General features: G+C 70.4%; 19 protein-coding genes and 2 riboswitches. Of the genes, 5 read left to right on the top strand and 14 right to left on the bottom strand.

Annotated features, from left to right (window positions below; translation table 11 throughout):
* The first annotated feature begins 217 nt into the window (after positions 1-217).
* From AB0F72_RS11740 to AB0F72_RS11755, 4 genes are all read left to right on the top strand, one after another.
* A complete protein-coding gene (locus tag AB0F72_RS11740) occupies positions 218-2,104 on the top strand; it encodes a hypothetical protein (RefSeq protein ID WP_360429121.1) in 1,887 nt (628 codons plus the stop codon).
* Between the two features lie 110 nt (positions 2,105-2,214).
* Positions 2,215-2,634: a ribonuclease domain-containing protein gene (locus tag AB0F72_RS11745; protein ID WP_360429124.1), complete on the top strand. Its 420-nt coding sequence runs from the start codon at positions 2,215-2,217 to the stop codon at positions 2,632-2,634.
* 520 nt (positions 2,635-3,154) lie between these two features.
* Positions 3,155-3,229, top strand: a riboswitch (cyclic di-GMP riboswitch).
* 27 nt (positions 3,230-3,256) lie between these two features.
* Positions 3,257-3,688 (top strand): hypothetical protein, encoded by a 432-nt coding sequence (locus AB0F72_RS11750; RefSeq protein WP_360429127.1) that lies wholly within the window; start codon positions 3,257-3,259, stop codon positions 3,686-3,688.
* Positions 3,689-3,795: 107 nt separating this feature from the next.
* Positions 3,796-5,925, top strand: a complete 2,130-nt coding sequence (locus tag AB0F72_RS11755; protein WP_360429130.1) for a DUF5305 family protein — start codon at positions 3,796-3,798, stop codon at positions 5,923-5,925.
* Here the strand turns inward: AB0F72_RS11755 and thiC are convergent.
* The 9 genes from thiC to AB0F72_RS11800 form a co-directional block, all read right to left on the bottom strand.
* Positions 5,898-7,421 carry a phosphomethylpyrimidine synthase ThiC gene (gene thiC, locus AB0F72_RS11760; RefSeq protein ID WP_360429133.1) on the bottom strand — a complete coding sequence of 508 codons (1,524 nt, stop codon included), beginning with the start codon at positions 7,419-7,421 and terminating at the stop codon, positions 5,898-5,900. The genes AB0F72_RS11755 and thiC overlap by 28 nt on opposite strands.
* A 73-nt stretch (positions 7,422-7,494) precedes the next feature.
* Complete coding sequence (gene thiD, locus AB0F72_RS11765; protein WP_360429136.1) at positions 7,495-8,262, bottom strand: bifunctional hydroxymethylpyrimidine kinase/phosphomethylpyrimidine kinase; 768 nt, start codon at positions 8,260-8,262, stop codon at positions 7,495-7,497.
* Positions 8,259-8,858 carry a thiamine phosphate synthase gene (locus AB0F72_RS11770; protein ID WP_360429139.1) on the bottom strand — a complete coding sequence of 200 codons (600 nt, stop codon included), beginning with the start codon at positions 8,856-8,858 and terminating at the stop codon, positions 8,259-8,261. The genes thiD and AB0F72_RS11770 overlap by 4 nt, the downstream gene beginning before the upstream one ends.
* Entirely contained in the window at positions 8,852-9,616 is a 765-nt protein-coding gene (locus AB0F72_RS11775; protein ID WP_360429141.1) for a thiazole synthase, read from the bottom strand. The genes AB0F72_RS11770 and AB0F72_RS11775 overlap by 7 nt, the downstream gene beginning before the upstream one ends.
* A gap of 1 nt (position 9,617) precedes the next feature.
* Entirely contained in the window at positions 9,618-9,818 is a 201-nt protein-coding gene (gene thiS, locus AB0F72_RS11780; RefSeq protein ID WP_360429144.1) for a sulfur carrier protein ThiS, read from the bottom strand.
* Positions 9,818-10,825 carry a glycine oxidase ThiO gene (gene thiO / locus AB0F72_RS11785; RefSeq protein ID WP_360429147.1) on the bottom strand — a complete coding sequence of 336 codons (1,008 nt, stop codon included), beginning with the start codon at positions 10,823-10,825 and terminating at the stop codon, positions 9,818-9,820. Before thiO ends, thiS begins: the two co-directional genes overlap by 1 nt.
* Entirely contained in the window at positions 10,822-11,412 is a 591-nt protein-coding gene (locus AB0F72_RS11790; RefSeq protein ID WP_360429150.1) for a thiamine phosphate synthase, read from the bottom strand. Before AB0F72_RS11790 ends, thiO begins: the two co-directional genes overlap by 4 nt.
* Positions 11,406-11,516: riboswitch (TPP riboswitch) on the bottom strand. (Overlaps the previous gene by 7 nt.)
* Before the next feature lie 41 nt (positions 11,517-11,557).
* On the bottom strand, positions 11,558-13,204 hold the full coding sequence (locus AB0F72_RS11795; protein WP_360429153.1) for an ATP-binding cassette domain-containing protein: 1,647 nt from the start codon (positions 13,202-13,204) through the stop codon (positions 11,558-11,560).
* A 28-nt stretch (positions 13,205-13,232) separates the two neighbouring features.
* Entirely contained in the window at positions 13,233-13,838 is a 606-nt protein-coding gene (locus tag AB0F72_RS11800; RefSeq protein WP_360429156.1) for a methyltransferase, read from the bottom strand.
* Between the two features lie 95 nt (positions 13,839-13,933).
* Here AB0F72_RS11800 and AB0F72_RS11805 point away from each other — a divergent pair, with 95 nt between their 5' ends.
* Positions 13,934-14,650, top strand: coding sequence for a hypothetical protein (locus AB0F72_RS11805; protein ID WP_360429159.1), 717 nt, complete (start codon positions 13,934-13,936; stop codon positions 14,648-14,650).
* A gap of 175 nt (positions 14,651-14,825) precedes the next feature.
* Here AB0F72_RS11805 and truA read toward each other — a convergent pair whose 3' ends face one another.
* From truA to rpsK, 5 genes are all read right to left on the bottom strand, one after another.
* The gene (gene truA, locus AB0F72_RS11810; protein WP_360429161.1) at positions 14,826-15,641 is read right to left on the bottom strand and encodes a tRNA pseudouridine(38-40) synthase TruA; all 816 of its coding nucleotides are present in this window, start codon (positions 15,639-15,641) and stop codon (positions 14,826-14,828) included.
* A gap of 85 nt (positions 15,642-15,726) precedes the next feature.
* On the bottom strand, positions 15,727-16,308 hold the full coding sequence (rplQ, locus tag AB0F72_RS11815) for a 50S ribosomal protein L17 (RefSeq protein WP_014440750.1): 582 nt from the start codon (positions 16,306-16,308) through the stop codon (positions 15,727-15,729).
* An 81-nt stretch (positions 16,309-16,389) separates the two neighbouring features.
* Positions 16,390-17,412: a DNA-directed RNA polymerase subunit alpha gene (locus tag AB0F72_RS11820; protein ID WP_014440749.1), complete on the bottom strand. Its 1,023-nt coding sequence runs from the start codon at positions 17,410-17,412 to the stop codon at positions 16,390-16,392.
* Between the two features lie 82 nt (positions 17,413-17,494).
* Complete coding sequence (gene rpsD, locus AB0F72_RS11825; protein ID WP_014440748.1) at positions 17,495-18,121, bottom strand: 30S ribosomal protein S4; 627 nt, start codon at positions 18,119-18,121, stop codon at positions 17,495-17,497.
* 13 nt (positions 18,122-18,134) lie between these two features.
* The gene (gene rpsK / locus AB0F72_RS11830) at positions 18,135-18,542 is read right to left on the bottom strand and encodes a 30S ribosomal protein S11 (RefSeq protein WP_014440747.1); all 408 of its coding nucleotides are present in this window, start codon (positions 18,540-18,542) and stop codon (positions 18,135-18,137) included.
* Positions 18,543-18,554: the final 12 nt, after the last annotated feature.

An 18,554-nucleotide genomic window follows, 5' to 3' on the forward strand; every position in this document is an offset into this window, starting at 1 on the left:
AGGTTTGGCACGACGCGACGGACTCGTTGTCCGGTGCGGCATAGTGTCCACTGCGGACGGTAGGCGTGGCAACTGACCCGTACGTCGCCTTCCGGTGACCCTCAGTGATGCCTAACATAGTTACACAGATCGATGTGGATGATCGAGACTTTAGGGTGTCTTAATAAGCGGGTTCCGGACTGGCGCGTCGGCCTGGACATTCCGTAACGTGCGCGGCATGGCATTTCGGAGCTGGGTGAAGCTGCTGGCCACCACCACGGCGGCTGCGGCCGTGGTCGGCGCGGGTCAGCTCGGCCTCGCCTACGGGCTCAGCATGGTGCGCCTCGATCGAGACCTGGACGTCACTGCGAGTGATCAGTGGACGTCCCAGCTCGCCTGGGTCGCCTGGATCGCGATGACCGCCGCCGCGCTCGGCGCGATCGTCGGCACCGGCTTCCGGCCCCGCTGGCGGCCCCAGCCGGTCGGCACCGGCGGCGCGCTCGGTATCGGCCTCGCGTCCGGCCTCGGCGCGCTCGTGGTGCTGCCGCTGACCATGCAGCCGGCCCGCTCCGCCCAGGTCGCCGGCGTGAACCCGGTCTTCGTGATCGGCGTGTGCGCCGGCCTCGGCGTCGCGATCGGCGTCTTCGCCGCCTGGGCCGCCGCCGCGCGGGCGGTCGTCCGGTGGAACATCGCGGCCCTGACCGTGCTCGTGTGGGTGATCGGCCTCGCCGCGGTCGTCCCGACACTGCTTCCCGGCAAGACCCCGGCCCCGGTCCGCCTCGGCGTGCTGGAGGGCGACTTCCTCCCGGCCGTGGTCAACGACCGGACCCCGTTCGTCACGATGCCGCTGCTCGCGCTCTTCTCCGGCCTGCTCCTCGGCCTGATGGCGCGTGGCCGCCGGATGCCGACCTTCGCGGTGGCGCTCACCGGCCTGGCCGGGCCGGCGCTGCTCACCGTCGCCTACCTGATCGCCGGCCCCGGCGAGAGCACCGGCTTCACCTTCAGCCCGTACTGGTCGGCGATGTTCGCCGCCGGCGCCGGCGTCCTCGGCTCGGTGCTGGCCGTGATCATCCGAGGCGCGCCGGAGCGGGCGCACGACGCGGAGCCGTCGACGGCCGCCGGCGCCCCCGCGAACGGCGCCACCCCGGCCGGCGCCACCCAGAGCAACGCCGCTGCCGGCAACGCCACCCCGGGCAACGCCGCTGCCGGCAATGCCACTCCGAGCAATGCCACTCCGAGCAATGCCACTCTGAGCAATGCCGCTCCGAGCAACACCGCGCCGAACAGCGCCGGTGACCAGGTCTCCGCCCCACTACCCCGGCGCGACCAGGCCGCCCCCTCCGCACCCGGCCCGTCCGCCATCGCGGCCGCGGCGGCCGCCGCCGCGCAGCGCCCTGACCCGCACCTCCACCCCTCGGACACCGGCGTCCTCACCGTCGCCGACCGCCCGCACCCCCTCGCCGACCTGGCCAACCAGGCTCCGGCCACCGCGCCCAACTCACCCTTCAATTCGGGTACGGGCACGCCGTTCGGCCAGCCGCCCCAGTCCACCGGCCGCTTCTCCGGCCCGGGCCCGCAGGACGCCGCGCCCCGCTTCGCCGCCCCCGCCCCCACGCCGCACAGCGCCGCCCCGCACAGCGCCGCCCCGCACAGCGCCGCCCCGCACAGCGCCGCGCCCCACAGCGCCGCCCCGCACAGCACCGCCCCGCACAGCACCGCCCCCCATAGCGCCGCGCCGCGCTTCGCCGGCCCGCAGTCCGCCGCTCCGGCACCCCACTTCTCCGGCCGGCAGGACGCCCCCGCGCAGTTCTCCGGCCAGGACGCCCCGGCCCGCTTCTCCGGCCAGCAGGAGGCCGCACCCGGTCCGCGCCGCGGCTGGCGCGCCCGCCGCTCGGCCCCGGAGAACCCACCGGCTTCCCCAGCCGCCTCGTTCGACGGTTTCACCACCGGCAACCCGGGTCCCCGGACCGGAATTGACACCGCCGAGCACCCGCGCATCACCCCCTCGGCCGCGCGCCCGCCGGTGGTGGAGCCGACGTCGATCAGCGGGCCTCCCCCGCAGCGCGGCTCACAGAGCCAGCAGGACGAGTACGTCAACTGGGTGAACGGTCTCGGCGGAGCGTGAAGCGTTACCCAACTCCGGTGAAATGATCGGATCAGGAGGTACCGCCACACCGCCCAGGCGGTGACGATTATCGATGTCCGGGTATTCCTCCACGGCATCGGAGTCCGATCATGATCACTCGAATCGGCCGGCTGCTCTCCGGCCTCGCTCTGGTCTTCGCCCTCTCCGGCACGGCGCTGGTGGCGCCCGCCGTCGTAGCCCCGACCACTACCGACGCGGCGCAGGCGGCGGTTCACAACAGCTGCACGATCAGCCGCTGTTCGGCCGCGCGCACCGCGTACAACGGCTGGAAGTCCCTCGGCTGGCCGACAAGCGCCGGCTGGTACGCCTGGCCGTACGGCAACTACAACTACACCGGCGGCACGTTCTACAACCGCGAGGGCCAGCTCCCGTCCGCCTCCTACGGCGAATACGACGTCTACTCCCGGGCCCGGGGCGCCTCCCGCGACGCCTACCGCATCGTGGTCAACCGCAGCACCCGCGTCGCCTACTTCACGCCGGACCACTACGTGACGTTCTACAAGCTTTAACCCCTTCCCGGGTACGCCCATGGTTCCGCTCATGGGCACCGACCCGCGTGGCAACCAGCCCCAAGTTCAAGGCCGGGCGAGGCCGCACGCTCCTCCCGCCCAGCGCGGACGAGGCCACACGCTCTCCCGCCCAGCACGGACGAGGCCACACGCTCTTCCCGCCCAGCGCAGACGAGGGCACACGCAACGTTATTGCGCGCTCTCGTCCACGCTGGGGCAGGGATGCAAGCACACGCACCGCTTCGGTGCGCCCTCACCTCCGCCATCGCCCGCTTCGGTGCGCTCGCATCCACGCACACTGCCGTTTCGTGCGCCGCACCGCCCAGGTGGCGTTCATCCCGAGACGGCCTCCGCGCACCGTTTCTCCCCCCGCCAAGAACGGCCCCGCGCCCCCTTAGCACCCGAGCTGCACTCAGGCGCGAAAACCTCGAAAAAGACGCCGGAAAAGTGGCTGCTAACGCTTAGCCCGCCGGGCCCACGACCGAACAACCTGGCGTAAGCGAGATCGAGCAACCCGCTCGGCCGACAAGAGCAAACCCGGCGCAAGCCGGGGACGCAAAGCCACAGAGCCCATGAGGCTGGCTGGGCTACCGACCTTGGGGAGAACCTTCTTATGCGCAACATGATGCAGCTTCTTGGTGGAATCGCCGTCGCCGGTGTCGTCGCGGCCGGAAGCACCGCCTTCACCGCCTCCGGTGTCACCAACGCCGGCAACTTCACCAAGATCGTCGGTGGCGGCACGACCACCATGACGGTGGAGGGCGCGATTCTCAACTCGGCCGCCCTGGTTTACGACGGCACGAACGGCAACCGGGTCACCGGCGCCAAGATCGACATCGCTGGCACCAACGGCACGACCCTGAACACCACCACGTCGGTGATCACCGGAACGCTGAAGGGCACGAACGCCGGCAACACGCCGGTCTCGACCTCCGCCCTCACCTGCGCCTGGAGCACCACGGGCACGGTCTGGAACTGCACGGTCGCCACCCCTGCCACCGACTACCTGACCGCGGTGACCGATCTCGACCTCAAGGTTGCCCCCGGCGCCTGATCCTAGAAGCGCCTCGAACGCTCCTCCCGAGGTGACACCATGGCTGCTACCACAGCTGTGAGTCGTCACATCGCGGAGTAGCCATCCCGAGGTTCCGACGTATCGCCATGGCCGCCATCCTCGTGATGGCGGCCATTGGCGCGTGGGCGGTCAGCACCCATCGCCTCTCCTACGTCATCACGCACGGCGTCAGCATGAATCCCACCTATTACGCCGATGATCTGGTCTTTCTGATCAAGTTCGATTCCTACGAAGTCGGGCAGATCGCCGCATACCATGGGTTCGGAGGCATAGAGACACTCCACCGCATCATCGGCGGCGACGCCCTCACCGGCTATGTCTTGCAAGGAGACAACAATCCCGCGGTCGACGCGATCGAACCTACCGCGAACGAGCTCATCGGCCGCGCGGTGCTGCACGTCCCCAATGGCGGATTCTGGCTGAAGCCTCTGCTCAGCCCGACCGCGCTCGGGATGTTCGGATTCCTGATCGTCGGCGCCCGGGCAGCCGCGGTGAGATCCCGCCGGGACATCCCGCGCGGCCGGCAGAAGAAGAGGACGAAGAGCATGTCTGGCCAAGGCGGCTCCTGGGCGGTGACGATGACCGTCGCCAAGGCGGTCAGACGACTCCACCCGGTGATCCGGGCCCTCGCCGTGCTCTCCGTCGTGCTGGCCGCCTGCGCGCTGGTGTCCGGCGTGCTCGGCTGGATGAAGCCGGCGACGCAAACGACCGATTCCTCCGTGCGGGCCGGGGAGTCGATGACGTTCTCCTACTCGGCGGACGTGCCGCGTAGCGCCGCCTACGACGGCACCACCGCGTACTCCCCGGACCCGATCTACCGGAATCTCGCCAAGTTCGTCGTCCTGCGGATGCAGTATCTCGGGCGCCCCGGCACGGTGGAAGTCAGTGCCCGGCTCTCGTCTCAGACCGGCTGGCATTCGACTGTTCGATTGGCTCAGCCCAAGGAATTCTCCGCACAGCGCTTCACCGGGACCGTATCCCTCGATCTCGACGGGCTGGACGACCGGGCGCAGCGCGCGTCCGAGGCGATCGGCACGAACGTCGGAGCGATCACCGTGGCGGTCACCGCACGGGTCAGCCACGCCGACGGATCAAGTTTCGAACCATCGGTGAGCTTCGGCCTCACGAACATCCAGTTGGCTCTCCTGGGCGGCGCGGAGAGCCTCGTGGTCGAGCGATCGGCGGCAACCTCCGGCGGCGGGACCTTCCCCCGTCAGATCTCGCTCTTCGGCAAGGATCTGTTCACCGCCGGACAGGCACGCAGCTGGGCGGTGAGGTCGCTGCTCGTCGCGCTCGCCGGCATCGCTGTGGTCGCCTTGCTGGCCTTCCGCCGGGTTCCGTTGAAGAACCGGGAGCAGATCCAGCGCCGGTACCCCCACCTGCTGGTCCCGGTCGAGCCGATGGCCAGCCCGCCCGGCAAACCCGTCGTCATCGTCGACAGTTTTCCGGCGCTGGTGAAGCTCGCCGAAAAATACGGTCAGATGATCCTCACCTGGACCCGGCCGGACGGCGCCGACGATTTCGTGGTTCGCGACGACGGGGTGACCTACCGCTACCGGATCGTCCCGGCGAACGTCACCCCCGAGCCGGAACCCGGACCCCGGCCCGCATCGCATCGCCGCCCTTCGGCCCGGAAAGCCACCGGAGTAGCCAAGGTCGCCGCGCCCCCCGCGCCGACACCACCCCAGACCGAAGAACAGCCGGTTCCCGAAAAAGAACCGGTCACCGAAGAACAGCCGGTCGCCGAAAAAGAGCCGGCACCGGAGCCGGCCCCCGAGCCGGCAACGGCCCAGGAAAAGACCGAGGAAAAGACTGCCGAGGGAAAGACAGCCACCGAAGAGCCGAAGCCGACACAAGAAGCATCCGCCCCGGAACCGCCCAAACCCCCGGCCAAGCGCGCCCGCCGCCCCCGCAAGAAGGCCGAACCCGCAGCCGCGAAACCGGAACCCACCCCCACCGAGGCCGACGACAAACCACCCCTCCAGCGCCCGATCCGCCTCAAGCCCGAAGCGGAGCGCAAGGCCATGGAAACCCTCGGCGAGCTCAACAAATCAGTGGGCGGCGCCTCGAACCCCGAAGGTTCCGAGCCCGAGGCGCCCCACGAACCGATCTACGACTTCCTGCCGAAGCACTCCGACCAAGCGCCGACCCAGCCCGGCCAAACGCGGAAGGACCCGGATCAGGCGAATCAGGCAGACGGCGCCACCGGCAGGTAGACCCGGCCACCCGCCTCCACGAACTCGGACGACTTCGCCTTCATCCCGGCCGCCCGCAGCTCATGACTGATCCGCATCGAGCAGAACTTGGGCCCGCACATCGAGCAGAAGTGCGCGGTCTTCGCGGGCGCCGCCGGCAGCGTCTCGTCGTGGTACGCCCGGGCCGTCTCCGGGTCGAGCGCCAGCTCGAACTGGTCCTCCCACCGGAAGTCGAACCGCGCCCGGGACAGCGCGTCGTCCCATTCCTGCGCGCCGGCGTGCCCCTTCGCCAGATCAGCCGAGTGCGCCGCGATCTTGTACGCGATCATCCCGGCCTTCACGTCCTCCTTGTTCGGCAGGCCGAGGTGCTCCTTCGGGGTGACGTAGCAGAGCATCGCGGTGCCGAACATCCCGATCATCGCGGCGCCGATCGCCGACGTGATGTGGTCGTAGGCGGGCGCGATGTCGGTCGCCAGCGGGCCCAGCGTGTAGAACGGCGCCCCGCCGCAGAGCTCGACCTGCAGGTCCACGTTCTCCTTGATCTTGTGCATCGGCACGTGGCCGGGGCCTTCGACCATGACCTGTACGTCGTACTCCCACGCGATGTGGGTGAGCTCGCCGAGGGTACGCAGTTCGGCGAACTGTGCTTCGTCGTTGGCGTCGGCGATCGACCCGGGGCGCAGGCCGTCCCCGAGCGAGAACGTGATGTCGTACTCCCGGAAGATCTCGCAGAGCTCGCGGAAGTGGGTGTAGAGGAAGTTCTCCCGGTGTTCGGCCAAGCACCAGGCCGCCATGATCGATCCGCCGCGGGAGACGATTCCGGTGACGCGTTCGGCGGCGAGCGGGACGTACTCGAGCAGCACTCCGGCGTGGATCGTCATGTAGTCGACGCCCTGCTCGGCCTGTTCGATGACGGTCTCCCGGAACAGGTCCCAGGTGAGCCCGAGCGGGTCGCCCTTGACCTTCTCCAGCGCCTGGTAGATCGGCACGGTTCCGATCGGGACGGGCGAGTTCCGTACGATCGCCTCCCGGGTCTCGTGGATCCGCGGCCCGGTGGACAGGTCCATCACGGTGTCGGCGCCCCACCGGGTGGCCCAGGTCAGCTTCTCCACCTCCTCGGCGACGGACGAGGTCACGGCCGAGGTGCCGATGTTCGCGTTGACCTTCACGAGGAAGCGCGAGCCGATGATCATCGGCTCGGACTCGGGGTGGTTCCGGTTGGCCGGCAGCACCGCACGACCGGCCGCGATCTCGTCGCGCACCAGCTCGGGGGTGACGCCCTCGCGCACCGCGACGAACTCCATCTCGGGCGTGACGATCCCGGCTCGCGCGGCAGCGAGCTGGGTCTGCCCGGTCCACCACGGTTTGCGCAGCGGCGGCAGCCCGACGAGCGGATCGCTGCCCGGCCCGGACGTGTCGTAGAGCCGCACCGGCGGCTCGTCCCCGGTCAGCACCACCTCGGTGAACGGCACGCGGATGTCCGGACGGGGACCGTCCACATAGGTCTTACGTCTCACGGCAAACCTCCACGAAGTTGGATAAAACCGGCATGACACGGCCGCAAAGGATCAGCGACAGTGCTGCCGGAACTCAAGAAGACCAGGCGAAGTGGTCCAGCGGCCCGGGTCCCGCCCCGAGCTGCCAGGAGGCGCCGCCGCGCAGACCGCGTCGCACGTAATCCTTCGCGGTCATCACCGCTTCCGGCACCGAGTCGCCCGCGGCCAGCCGCACCGCGATCGCCGACGAGAACGTGCAGCCGGACCCGTGGTTGTTCCGGGTCTCCACCGGCGAGCCGCGCAGCACGGTGGTCTCGCCCGCGACGTGCAGGACGTCAACCGCAAGCTCACTTCCGGTCACGACCACCCCGCGCGGGCCGAGCTCCGCGAGCTCGGCGGCGGCCACTGCCATCTCCTCGGCCGTTTCGATCACCCTGCCGAGGAGGGCGCCGGCTTCGTGCCGGTTCGGCGTCAGGACACTTGCGTACGGGAGGAGCACCCCGACGACAGCCGAATCGGAGAGCCGGCTTCCGGCGGTGGCCACCATCACCGGATCGATGACCAGATGGGGCAGGTCGCCGGCCCGTTCCGCGATCACCGTGGCAACCGCCGGATCCGAGACCATCCCGACCTTCACCGCCGCGACCGGCAGGTCCGAGAGCACCGCGTCCAGCTGCGCCGCGACGATCTCGGCGGGCACCGCGTGGATCGCCGTGACGCCCAGCGTGTTCTGCGCGGTGATCGCGGTGAGCACCGACGTCCCGAACGCCCCGAGCGCCGCGAACGTCTTGAGGTCCGCCTGAATCCCCGCGCCCCCGCCGGAGTCCGACCCCGCGATCGTGAGCACCACCGGCGGCGTCACGTGCCCGCTCCCGCACTCGCCGCAACGCGCTGGGCAGCCGCGAACGCGCCCGCCAGCTCGCTCGCCACCCGCGCCGGATTGGCGGCCCGCATGATCGCCCCCAGGACCGCGATCCCCTCGGCCCCGGCCGCGGCGCACTCGGCCGCCCGCGCCGCCGAGTCGACCCCGCCCAGCGCCAGCCACGGCATCCGCCCGGCCAGCGCCGCTGCGCCGGCGGCACCCAGCGCCGGCCCATAACCCGGTTTCGTGGCCGTCGGGTAGATCGGCGACAACGTCACGTAATCCACATCGGACAGCGGCTCGGTCCCGTGCCACGAACGACCCACCAGCGGAACCCCGGCCGGCAACGGATCGGCCGCCGACAGGTGCACGGCCGTGCCACCCAGCGGGTCCGGGCCCGCGACGATCAGGCGCCCGGGCGGCAGGAGCGGTCTGAGCTGCGCCGCGAGGGCGGCTCGTTCCTCGTACCCAAGGTCGCGCTCACGCAGAATGACCCAATCGGCGCCGCCGCGGACCGCCGCCGCGACCACCTCCACCAGCGGCCCGGCGGCGGACCGCCGGTCGGTGAGCACGACGAGCCCGCCCGGCGTCACCATTCCGCGATCCCCTCGTCGGCGGTGGACGCGAGCGCGTGGAACCGGCGCGGGATCCGTCCGGCGGCGCGGGCGAGCCGTCCCGCCGCGACCGCGTGCCGCATCGCCGCCGCCATCGCCGCCGGATCGTCGGCCCGGGTGATCGCGCTGGCGACGAGCACCGCGTCGCAGCCCAGCTCCATCGCGAGCGCCGCGTCGGAAGCGGTGCCGATGCCGGCGTCCAGCACCACCGGCACGTCCACGTTCTGCCGGATCAGCTGGATGTGGTGAGGGTTGGAGATGCCGAGACCGGAACCGATCGGCGAACCGGCGGGCATCACCGCGGCGCATCCGGCGTCGGCCAGGCGGCGGGCCAGAATCGGGTCGTCGGTGGTGTACGGGAGTACCGTGAACCCGTCCGCGACGAGCGTCTCGGCAGCTCGGAGCAGTTCCACGCCGTCGGGCAGCAGGGTCCGCTCGTCGCCGATCACCTCCAGCTTGATCAGGTCGGTCTCGAACGCTTCCCGGGCCATCTGCGCGGTCTTCACCGCGTCCCCGGCCGTGTAGCAGCCCGCGGTGTTCGGCAGCACCCGCACACCGAGCCGGTCCAGCATCGGCAGCAGGCCCGGACCGGCCGCGTCGACCCGGCGCAGCGCCACCGTGACGAGCGTGGTCTCGGACGCGGTGATCGCTTCTTCCAGGGCGGCGAGGCTCTGCGCGCCGCCGGTGCCCAGGATCAGCCCGTTCGCGGGCAGAAACGCGGGCAGGAGTGGGGAAGTCATGTCAGCCTCCCTGCGCGGCGGTGAGCACTTCGATCCGGTCGCCGTCGGCCAGGTCGACCTGCGACCACGCCGAGCGCGGCACCACGGTTCCGTTGACCGCTACCGCCACCCCACGCTGGGCGGCGATGAGTTCGGCCACGAGGGTCGCGACGGTGCAGCTGTCGGACCTGCTCCGGTCCTGGCCGTTGATGGTCAGGCGCATCAGAACCTCCCGGGGGTGAAGGAGTCCAGCAGTGGGTCAGCGGTCCCGGTCAGCACCAGGTCCGCGATGAGCCGAGCGGTGATCGGGGCGAGCAGCACCCCGTTGCGGTGGTGACCGGCGGCCACCACGGTCCGGTCGTCGAGCCGGCCGAGAATCGGCGCGTTGTCCGGCGTGCCGGGCCGGTGCCCGACGGTGAGCTCGGTGATCTCGTGCTCGGAGAGGCCGGGCACCAGGTCGAGCGCGGCGCGCAGCAGGTCGTGCGTTCCGCCCGCGGTGACCGCCCGGTCGGAGCGTTCCTCCTGGGTCGCGCCGACCACCACCTCGCCGTCGGCGCGGGGCACCAGGTAGACGTGCCGGCCGTCAGCGGCGCCGTCGATCACGTGCCGGAGCAGGCCCGGTTCGCCGCGCAGCCGCAGCACCTGGCCTTTCACCGGGCGAACGGGAAGGCCGGTCAACGAAGCCGTGCCGACACCGGCCGCAACGACGACGCTATCGGCGGAAATATCGGAAATGTCAGTCACACGCTGCGACACAAACCGACCGTGCAATGAGGAACGCAGCGCCGCCACCACCTTGCGCGGATCAACCTGGCGCTCGGTCGGCGAGAACGCGCCGGCCCGGATCCGGGGCGACAACGACGGCTCCCGGTCACGCACCTGCGAGCCGGTCAGCGTGGCGAGTTTCTGGTGCTGCCACTCGCGCTTCGCCTCCGCCAGATCGTCGGCGGTCAACGCCACGCTCAGCGTGCCGGCGTCGTCGTAACCGACGTCGCCGAGGGCTGCCGCGTATTCCGGCCAGAGCGCGTTGGACGCCTCCAGCAGCGGCTCCAGGAACGGGAACTCGAACGCCGACTCCCCACCGGGAGCGAGCATCCCGGCCGCCACGTGCCAGGCGCCCCCGGTCCCCGCCGGCGCCGGGTCGTAGACCGTGACGTCCGCTCCGCGCAGCAGCAACTCCCGGCCGACGGCCAGGCCGATGATGCCGCCGCCGACGATCGCGACCCTCATCGCAGGGCCTCCAGGAACTCGGCCACCGCCCGCTTCGGGTCGGTCACGAACGCGCCGATCGCGGCGACGCCGTGCGACGGCAGGGCCGGCACCCGGTCCGCGGTGATCCCGCCGATCGCCAGCACCGGCGTGCCCGGCACCGCGTCGACGACGGCCGCGACACCGGCCGGGCCGATCGGTGGTGGCAGTCCGTCCTTCGTGGACGTCGCGAACGCCGGCCCGGTGCCCAGGTAGGAGGCGCCGGCGGCGACCGCGGCCCGGGCGTCCGTCGGGTTCCGGCAGGTCGCGCCGATCACCGCGTCCGGGCCGAGGATCCGCCGGGCGACGTCCACCGGCAGGTCGTCGGCGCCCAGGTGCACACCGTCCGCGCCGGCCGCCAGCGCCACCGAGACCCGGTCGTTGACCAGGCACATGGTGCCTGCCGGGCGAAGGATTTCGAGGGCCGCGAGGGTCAGCGCGTACGCCCGGGCGTCGGTCGTCTTGACCCTGATCTGAACGGCGACGTCGTCCTGACCGGCGACCCCGCGAACGACGTCGAGCGAGTCGGTGATGACGTGCAGCCGGGGAAACGAGAACGAATCGTGCATGAAGCACTCCTCCCTGCGCCGGCATGACCCGGATCAGGTTCGACGGTCGGGGGCCGCATCAGCCCCCCTCTCAGCCCGGTGCCCGGACTCCCGTGGGGTTTTTCTTTGTTGTGACCGGACCATAACCGGTCGGTGAGATCAAACGCTAGCGGACGTCCCAAACTGGCTCCGGGACCTCGACGACCTCGCCGTCGCCCCTGAACAGCACGAATCGATCAAAACTGCGGGTGAACCAGCGGTCGTGGGTGACGGCCATCACCGTACCGTCGAAGGCTTTCAAGCCCTCCTCCAGCGCCTCCGCCGACGCCAGGTCCAGGTTGTCCGTCGGCTCGTCGAGCAGCAGCAACGTGGCGCCGGACAACTCCAGCAGCAGCACCAGGAACCGGGCCTGCTGACCGCCGGAGAGCGTGCCGAACCGCTGATCGCCCTGTGCCGCCAGCTCGTACCGGTTGAGCGCCTTCATCGCGCCGGCCCGGTCGACTCCGGAGCGGTGCTCGTCGCCACGCCAGAGGATCTCGACGAGCGTCTTCTCCATCAGCTCCGGCCGGTCGTGGGTCTGCGAGAAGTGGCCGGGACGGACCCGCGCGCCGAGCCGGGCAACGCCGTCGTGCATCACGTGCGTGAGCGGCGCGCCGTCGACCGGCTTGTGCTCCAGGTCCGGCTCGGAGCCGCCGGCCGCGAGCAGCCGCAGGAAGTGGGACTTGCCGGTGCCGTTCGCGCCGAGCACCGCGACCCGGTCCCCGTACCAGATCTCCAGGTCGAAGGGGAACGTCAGGTTCTCCAGCTCGAGATGCTCGCACATCACCGAGCGCTTGCCGGTGCGGCCGCCGCGCAGGTTCATCCGCAGCGACTGCTCCTTCGGCGGCAGCGGCGGCGGACCGGCCTCCTCGAACTTGCGCAGCCGGGTCTGTGCGGCCTGATAGCGCGAGGCGAGGCCGTCGTTGTAGGCCGCCTTGTTCTTGAGCGTGAAGACCAGCTCACGCAGTTTCTCGTGTTCCTCGTCCCAACGGCGGCGCAGCTCCTCCATCCGCTCGTGCCGGTTCGACCGGGCCTCGTGCCAGGAGGCGAAGCCGCCCGGATGCGTCCAGGCGCCACCGCCCTCGACGGCCACCACCCGGTCCGCGGTCTGCGCCAGCAGCTCCCGGTCGTGCGAGACGTAGAGGATCGATTTCGACGACTCCCGCATCCGCTGCTCCAGCCAGCGTTTCGCCGGGACGTCGAGGAAGTTGTCCGGCTCGTCGAGCAGCAGCACCTCGTCGCTCCCCCGGAGCAGCAGGTCCAGCGCGAACCGTTTCTGCTCGCCGCCGGAGAGGGTCCGCACGATCCGGTCCTTGGTCTCCTCCCACGACTTGCCGAGGATCGCGACGGCGACCGTGTCGAAGAGGACCTCCGCCTCGTAACCGCCCACCTCACCCCAGTGGGCGAGCGCGTTCGCGTACCCGATCTGGCTCTTCTCGGTCTCGTCGAGGGCCGCGGCCGAGGCGCGGAGTCGCTCACCTGCCGCGCCGAGCGCGGGTGCGACAAGGGACAGAGCAAGATCTTCGAGGGTACGGTCGTCGCCGATCATGCCGATGAACTGGCGCATCACGCCGAGGCCGCCGGAACGCGCGATGGTCCCGCTCTGCGTCGGGATGTCGCCCGCGACCATGCGCATCAGCGTCGTCTTGCCGGCCCCGTTCGGCCCGACCAGCGCCACCTTCGCGCCCTCGCCGACCCGGAACGACACGTCGGCGAAGAGCTCCCGCCCGTCCGGGAGCACGAAACCGGCGCCGGCGACATCCACGTAACCCATGCCCGGCATCCTCCCCGGTGCCGGTCTGTCAGTCAGCCGATTTTCGGGTGACCTTCAGGACTCTGAACCCCCGCTGGCTGGCCACCCGCTCGACCTGCCAGCCGAGGCCGGTCAGCCAGCTGTGCAGGGAATCACCACCGAGGTTCCGGTTGATCACCAGCCAGGCGACGCCGTCCGGCGCCAGCCGCGGCAGCCACCGCTCCATCAGCCCGTGCAGCTCCGCCTTGCCGACGTGGGTGGGCGGGTTGCTCCAGATCTGCTGGAACTCCACGTCCGCCGGCACGTCGTCGGGCGCGAACACCCGTACCCGCAGGCCCTTGGTGTTCTCCGCGGTCAGATCGCGGGCCCGGGCGTTGACGTCCACGGCGTAGACCTCGGCCTGCGGCGCCTCGGTGGCCAGCACCCGGGCGATCGGCCCGTAACCGCAACCCAGGTCGAGGAACGTGCCGGTGGCGGCGGCGTCCGGCAAATCCGCCTTGCGCAGCAGCACGGCGGTGCCCGGATCCAGCCGCCCGGCCGAGAACACCCCGGACGCGACGGCGAGCCGGTGGTCCTTGCCGGCGACGCTGAACTCGATCTCGCCGCGCCGCAACGGCGCATCCGGGTCGGCGGTGAAGTAATGGTCGGCACTCACCAGGCAAGTCTCCCGCCGCGCAACGAGCGGCGGGACGGCGGGGTACCGGACAAATTGTGCGTTCATAGATCAGCGTCCCCGCCTAGCTTGGGTCCATGCGGTACGCCATCCCCACGCGCCCCGCCCACCATGCCGCGCACGCTCTGGTCCTGAGGCCGTTCTTCCCGATAGCCACCGGCCAGCATCGCACCCGGGCGCACAGCCGCCGGCACCTGCGGCGGGAACCCCTGCGAACGGCCGACCTGCTCACCCGCGGCCTGGCCGCCCTGATCGTGCTCGGCATCTGCGTGATGGTGGGCGTGCTGATCGTCGCCGACAAACGCCGCGCGCCGGCCGCCGGGACGTCCGGACCGCTCACCGCCACCGCCGTCTTCCCCGACCAGGCGTCCCTCTTCCGGGCGAGCCAGGCGCGGGTCGAGGCCGATTGCCCGGTCGCCGTCACCGGCGGCTTGCGGTCGGTGCTTCAGGGGTACGGGTGCTCGCAGGCGATCCGGGCCGTCCTCACCGTCCCCTACGCCGACTACCGGGTGACCGCCGGTGTGCTCACCCTGCCGGACACGCCGAGCGCGGCTGCGGTCAGCGAGGTGGTGCGCGACCTGGTCGAGACCGGCGACGGCAGTTTCGCCACGCTGACCGGCGCCGACACCCCGCCGGGCACACCCGTCGCCTGGCGCACCCATGACCACTACCTGATCTACTGCGTGATCGTCAGCCCCACGGGCGAGCTGGTCCCGGGCGACGACCCGGCGGTCACCCGGATAACCACGGATCTGCTGGACACCCACCTGAGCGGCACCCTGCCGGTCACGTAGAACCGGCCCGCTTGCGTGTGGAGTTGTGGTGCGGATAGCGCCCCAGTTCCACACACTCAAGCCCGTCCCGCCGCCCGTGTGGAATACGGGTGCGGAACACGCCCCAACTCCACACACTCAAGCCCGTCCCACCGCCCGTGTGGAATGCGGGTGCGGTCCGGCCTGCGTGTTGAGTTCAGGCTCGGAGGCGGCGGGTGGCCTCGGCCCGGGTGGCGTACTCCGCCTCGTCCGGGTAACCGACCGCCACCAGCGTCAGACCGTGCGCGGGCGCCACCGTCACCTCGCTGGAGCGTTCCCGCAGCGTCAGCAGCCGGGCCGGCCAGTCCGGCTCGCGGCGGCCGTCGCCGACGAAGAGCATCGCGCCCACCAGGCTGCGGACCATCGCCTGGCAGAACGCGTCCGCCTGGACGGTCGCCACCAGGATCCGGTCCGGGTCGCGGCGCCAGTCCAGCCGGCTGATCGCGCGGATCGTGGTGGCGTGTTCCTTGCGCTTGCAGAACGCCGCGAAGTCGTGCTCGCCGAGCAGCCCGGCCGCCGCGGCGTTGAGCCGGTCCTCCTGGAGCGGGCGCAGCCAGCCGAGCGTGTCGTGCCGGCGCAGCGGCTCCGGACCCCACTGCTCGTCGCAGACGCGGTACTCGTACCGGCGGAACGTCGCCGAGAAGCGCGCGTCGAAGGTGTCCGGGACCGGGCGGACCGCGCGCACCCGGGCGTCCGGCGGCATCAGGGCCGCGAGCCGGCGCAGCAGCGATCCGGAGAGACGCTCCCAGTCCTCGGTCGGCAGGTCGATGTGGCAGACCTGGCCGGTGGCGTGCACCCCCGCATCGGTACGGCCGGCGACCGTCAACCCGAGCGGTGTGTCCGGCCCGACGAGCCGTCCCAGCGCCTCGGTGAGCACACCGGCAACCGTCCGGCGGGCCGGCTGGGCGGCCCAGCCCGAGAAGCCGGCGCCGTCGTACGACACGTCCAGTCGAAGGCGGATGGATTCCGGCATTGCGGGCGTGCTCCTCGCGTCGTTTTCGCCAAGCGAAAGGCCCGGCACCCGAACGGGGTACCGGGCCTTTCTGAAAAACCTGAGATCAGGCCTTCGTGGTGTCGTCGCCCTCGGCCTGGTCGCCGGGACCCTCGGCACCCTTGTCACCGGACGCGTTCACGGGCGCCTCGGCGTCCTGGTCAGCGTCGGTGTCCGCGGCCGGAGCGCTCTTCGGCGCGTCGTCCTCGGGCGCGAGCGCCTCGACCTTGGCCTGCTGCGCGGCGGCCTTGCGGTCAGCCTTCGACGGCGCGGCGGTGGTGGCCGCGACCTGCAGCTCCTCGACCAGCTCGATGACCGCCATGGGAGCGGCGTCGCCCTTGCGGGGGCCGGTCTTGGTGATCCGGGTGTAGCCGCCGGGGCGGTTCGTGTACCGCGGAGCGATCTGCTCGAACAGGGCGTACACGACGTCCTTGTCCTTCACGACGGTCAGAACCCGGCGACGGGCGTGCAGGTCGCCGCGCTTGGCCTTCGTGATGAGCTGCTCGGCCAGCGGGCGCAGCCGCCGGGCCTTCGTCTCGGTGGTCTTGATCTTCCCGTGCCGGAAGAGCTCAGTGGCCAGGTTGGCCAGGATGAGCTTCTCGTGTGCCGGGCTGCCGCCGAGGCGGGCACCCTTGGTGGGCGTGGGCATTTTTACGATGCTCCTCGTGGATATGTCTTGCAGTGCGGCGGAGCCGCCTCAGGCAGCAGAGTTATGGCGCGACAGCGGGAATTACAGCTGCTCGGTCTCGCGGTAGTCGTCGGTGTCGTAATCCACGTCGCCGAACGAGTCCACGACGTGCGCCGGGTCGAAGGACGGCGCGCTGTCCTTCAGGCCCAGGCCCATTCCGGCGAGCTTCATCTTGACCTCGTCGATCGACTTCTGGCCGAAGTTCCGGATGTCCAGAAGGTCAGCCTCCGTACGCCCTATCAACTCGCCCACGCTATTGATGCCCTCGCGCTTGAGGCAGTTGTACGACCGGACGGTGAGGTCCAGCTCCTCGATCGGCAGGGCCAGATCGGCAGCCAGCTGAGCATCCTGCGGCGACGGGCCGATGTCGATGCCCTCGGCGGTCTCGTCCAGCTCACGGCAGAGACCGAAGAGCTCGACGAGGGTCGAGCCGGCCGAGGCCAGCGCGGTCCGCGGCGAGATCGACGCCTTCGACTCGACGTCGATGATCAGACGGTCGAAGTCGGTGCGCTGCTCGACACGGGTCGCCTCGACGCGGTAGGTCACCTTGAGGACCGGCGAGTAGATCGAGTCGACCGGGATCCGGCCGATCTCGGCGCCGGCGCTCTTGTTCTGCGCCGCCGTGACGTAGCCACGGCCCCGCTCGACGGTGAGCTCCATGTCGAGCCGGCCCTTGCTGTTCAGGGTGGCCAGCTTCAGGTCGGGGTTGTGCACGGAGACGCCAGCCGGGGGCTGGATGTCACCGGCGGTCACGTCGCCAGGGCCCTGCTTGCGCAGGTACATGCTGACCGGCTCGTCGTGCTCGGAGCTGACGGTCAGTTCCTTGACGTTCATGACCAGCTCGACCACGTCCTCCTTGACACCGGGGATCGTGGTGAACTCGTGCAGCACGCCGTCGATCTTGATGCTGGTGACCGCCGCGCCCGGGATGGACGACAGCAGGGTCCGACGCAGCGAGTTACCGAGGGTGTAGCCGAAGCCCGGCTCCAGAGGCTCGATGGTGAACCGGGAGCGGGTCTCGCTGAGCGACTCCTCCGAGAGGGTCGGCCGCTGGCTGATGAGCACGCTGTTCTTCTTTCTGTCCGGCCACCCACTATTTGATGGCCATCGGGATTGCCCGGCGCTCGGGAGAGCGCCGGGCAATGTGTTACTTCGAGTAAAGCTCGACGATCAACTGCTCCTGGACCTGCGTGTCGATGACAGCGCGGGCCGGGATCGAGTGGATCAGGATCTTCATCTCGGCCGGGATCGGCTCGAGCCACGCCGGAACGGGGCGGGAGCCGGCCTGGGCCTGCGCCACGACGAACGGGGTCATTTCCTTCGACTTCTCACGCACGGTGACGATGTCGTGTTCCTTGACCCGGTACGACGGGATGTCGACCTTGGAACCGTTGACCAGGAAGTGGCCGTGCTTGACCAGCTGCCGGGCCATGTCGCGGGACGCGGCGTAGCCGGCCCGGTAGACGACGTTGTCGAGACGGGTCTCGAGGATCTGCAGCAGAACCTCACCGGTCTTACCCGGCTTGTTCACGGCTTCCTCGTAGTAACCGCGGAACTGCTTCTCCAGAACGCCGTACGCCCGACGCGCCTTCTGCTTCTCGCGGTGCTGCAGAAGGTACTCGGTCTCCTTGGTCCGGCCACGGCCGTGCTGGCCGGGCGGGAACGGACGGGACTCGAAGGGGCACTTCGGTCCGTCGCACTTGCTGCCCTTGAGGAAGAGCTTCATCTTCTCGCGGCGGCAGCGCTTGCAGTCAGCACCGGTGTAACGAGCCATCAGTCAATCCCCCTTAGACCCGGCGACGCTTCGGCGGGCGGCAACCGTTGTGCGGCTGCGGCGTGACGTCGGAGATCTGACCGACCTCGAGGCCGGCGGCCTGCAGCGAACGGATGGCGGTCTCCCGGCCGGAACCGGGACCCTTCACGAAGACGTCCACCTTGCGCATGCCGTGCTCCATGGCACGGCGAGCGGCGGCCTCGGCAGCCAGCTGCGCGGCGAACGGGGTCGACTTGCGGGAGCCCTTGAAGCCCACCTGGCCGGACGAGGCCCAGGAGATCACAGCACCGGTCGGGTCGGTGATCGACACGATGGTGTTGTTGAAGGTGCTCTTGATGTGCGCCTGCCCGTGGGCGACGTTCTTGCGTTCCTTGCGCCGGACCTTCTTGACGGCGGCCCCTGCGCGTGCCTTCGGTGGCATAAGTCAGTGCGC

The sequence above is a fragment of the Actinoplanes sp. NPDC023936 genome, assembly GCF_040639325.1.
Classification (GTDB): Bacteria; Actinomycetota; Actinomycetes; order Mycobacteriales; family Micromonosporaceae; genus Actinoplanes.

Bases quoted from the DNA above. Each gene is read 5' to 3' on its own strand.
- AB0F72_RS11740 (WP_360429121.1), top strand. From the start codon at position 218: ATGGCATTTCGGAGCTGGGTGAAGCTGCTGGCCACCACCACGGCGGCT.
- AB0F72_RS11745 (WP_360429124.1), top strand. From the start codon at position 2,215: ATGATCACTCGAATCGGCCGGCTGCTCTCCGGCCTCGCTCTGGTCTTC.
- AB0F72_RS11750 (WP_360429127.1), top strand. From the start codon at position 3,257: ATGATGCAGCTTCTTGGTGGAATCGCCGTCGCCGGTGTCGTCGCGGCC.
- AB0F72_RS11755 (WP_360429130.1), top strand. From the start codon at position 3,796: ATGGCCGCCATCCTCGTGATGGCGGCCATTGGCGCGTGGGCGGTCAGC.
- AB0F72_RS11770 (WP_360429139.1), bottom strand. From the start codon at position 8,858: ATGGTGACGCCGGGCGGGCTCGTCGTGCTCACCGACCGGCGGTCCGCC.
- AB0F72_RS11775 (WP_360429141.1), bottom strand. From the start codon at position 9,616: ATGACTTCCCCACTCCTGCCCGCGTTTCTGCCCGCGAACGGGCTGATC.
- thiS (WP_360429144.1), bottom strand. From the start codon at position 9,818: ATGCGCCTGACCATCAACGGCCAGGACCGGAGCAGGTCCGACAGCTGC.
- thiO (WP_360429147.1), bottom strand. From the start codon at position 10,825: ATGAGGGTCGCGATCGTCGGCGGCGGCATCATCGGCCTGGCCGTCGGC.
- AB0F72_RS11790 (WP_360429150.1), bottom strand. From the start codon at position 11,412: ATGCACGATTCGTTCTCGTTTCCCCGGCTGCACGTCATCACCGACTCG.
- AB0F72_RS11795 (WP_360429153.1), bottom strand. From the start codon at position 13,204: ATGGGTTACGTGGATGTCGCCGGCGCCGGTTTCGTGCTCCCGGACGGG.
- AB0F72_RS11805 (WP_360429159.1), top strand. From the start codon at position 13,934: ATGCGGTACGCCATCCCCACGCGCCCCGCCCACCATGCCGCGCACGCT.
- truA (WP_360429161.1), bottom strand. From the start codon at position 15,641: ATGCCGGAATCCATCCGCCTTCGACTGGACGTGTCGTACGACGGCGCC.
- rplQ (WP_014440750.1), bottom strand. From the start codon at position 16,308: ATGCCCACGCCCACCAAGGGTGCCCGCCTCGGCGGCAGCCCGGCACAC.
- rpsD (WP_014440748.1), bottom strand. From the start codon at position 18,121: ATGGCTCGTTACACCGGTGCTGACTGCAAGCGCTGCCGCCGCGAGAAG.
- rpsK (WP_014440747.1), bottom strand. From the start codon at position 18,542: ATGCCACCGAAGGCACGCGCAGGGGCCGCCGTCAAGAAGGTCCGGCGC.